2 protein-coding genes are annotated in these 1594 nt (G+C 39.5%); both read left to right on the forward strand.

Going from position 1 to position 1594, the window contains the following annotated elements; all coding sequences use genetic code 11:
* The coding region (locus H6S82_RS32310) for an NAD-dependent epimerase/dehydratase family protein (protein WP_191057429.1) at positions 1–793 on the forward strand (793 nt) is incomplete at its 5' end.
* A 91-nt stretch (positions 794–884) separates the two neighbouring features.
* Positions 885–1594 (forward strand): GtrA family protein (locus H6S82_RS32315; protein WP_242057203.1); only part of this gene is annotated, 710 nt, incomplete at its 3' end.

Raw genomic sequence — 1594 nt, forward strand, 5'->3', positions numbered from 1 at the left:
AGCAGCCCAACCTTCTCACGATTGGGCTGCTCGCGATCCCTACACCGATTTTAGCGTCAATGCTAATGGCACTCTTGTATTACTAGAAAGTACCCGTCAAATTTGCCCGGATGCAGTATTTATTTTTTGTTCCACTAACAAAGTATACGGAGATTCGCCAAACTATTTGCCGTTGATTGAAAAAGAATTGCGTTGGGAAATTGAAGAAACCCACCCTTACAACAAGGGGATTGATGAAAACATGAGTATCGACCAATGCAAACACTCTTTGTTTGGGGCTTCTAAAGTTGCTGCCGATGTATTAGTTCAGGAATACGGTCGTTATTTTAGCATGAAAACAGCTAGTTTTAGAGGCGGCTGTTTAACCGGGCCAAGTCACTCTGGTGCTGAGTTACATGGGTTCCTTTCATATTTAATGAAATGCACTATGACCGGAACAGCTTACAAAGTTTTCGGTTATAAAGGCAAGCAGGTTCGCGATAATATTCACAGCTACGATTTGGTCAACGCTTTCTATCATTTTTACCAAAATCCCCGCGTAGCCGAGGTATACAACATTGGTGGAGGTAGGTTTAGTAATTGTTCTATGTTAGAAGCAATTCAAGAGTGCGAAGCAATTACCGAAAAGAAGCTGAACTGGGTATATGAAGAATCAAACCGAATTGGCGACCATATCTGGTGGATAAGCGATATTGATAAATTCAAAAGTCACTACCCAGAATGGAATCTAACCTATGGAATTACAGAAATTTTGAAAGAGATATTTAACCAGAATGTCAGTCGATGGGTTTAGCAGTCGATCGAGTTAACGATCTTAGAATTGACAATCATTGTTGTTTGGGGTATTTACAGCGATGTTATCAAAGCTACTTCGGAATCGCATATTGAAATTTATTATCGCAGGTGGCGTAGCAGCAACATTCAATTTGTTGCTGATGAATTGCTTGATCGAGTTCATGGGATTTGACACACCTATTTTACGAAATGTAGCGAATGTACTGTCGATCGAGATGTCATTGCTGTTTAGTTTCTTCTTATACCGAATTTTGGTTTGGCCAGGGGGGAATTGGACAGTTAGAGAAGTGTGGTTGCGGCAACTCCCTCTTTACCATATGTCTGCCGGATCTGCTATAATAGCTCGGATTTTTATTGTATTTCCTATTTTGGATTCGCTCTTAATCGATTATAGAATAAATACTTTAGTGGGTGTATTGATAAATGCTTCGCTCAACTACTTGATTAGCGACAAACTGGTATTTAAGAGTCAAGTTAAAGACTCAAAATACCAGAATAAGGCAGAAACGGAGTCCGAACTATATTACCCAGAAGGTTTAGCTCCTGCATTGGAAAATAGCTCTAATTTACCAATGTACAGTGGCAGAGATAAAGGAGCTTCACTATCTACTAAAAATGGTAAAGTCGATGTTTTATCAGTGGTAATTCCCGCTTACAACGAAGAAGGATCTATTGTATATACGGTGGAATCCATCGCTCAGATGTTAGAAGAAAAAAATATTCCTTACGAAATTTTAGTTGTCAACGATAACAGTAGAGATCGCACCGAAGAATTATTGCAGCACCTCAGTTCCCAAAA

It is taken from the genome of Planktothrix sp. FACHB-1355, from assembly GCF_014748295.1.
Classification (GTDB): Bacteria; Cyanobacteriota; Cyanobacteriia; order Cyanobacteriales; family Aerosakkonemataceae; genus Aerosakkonema; species Aerosakkonema funiforme_A.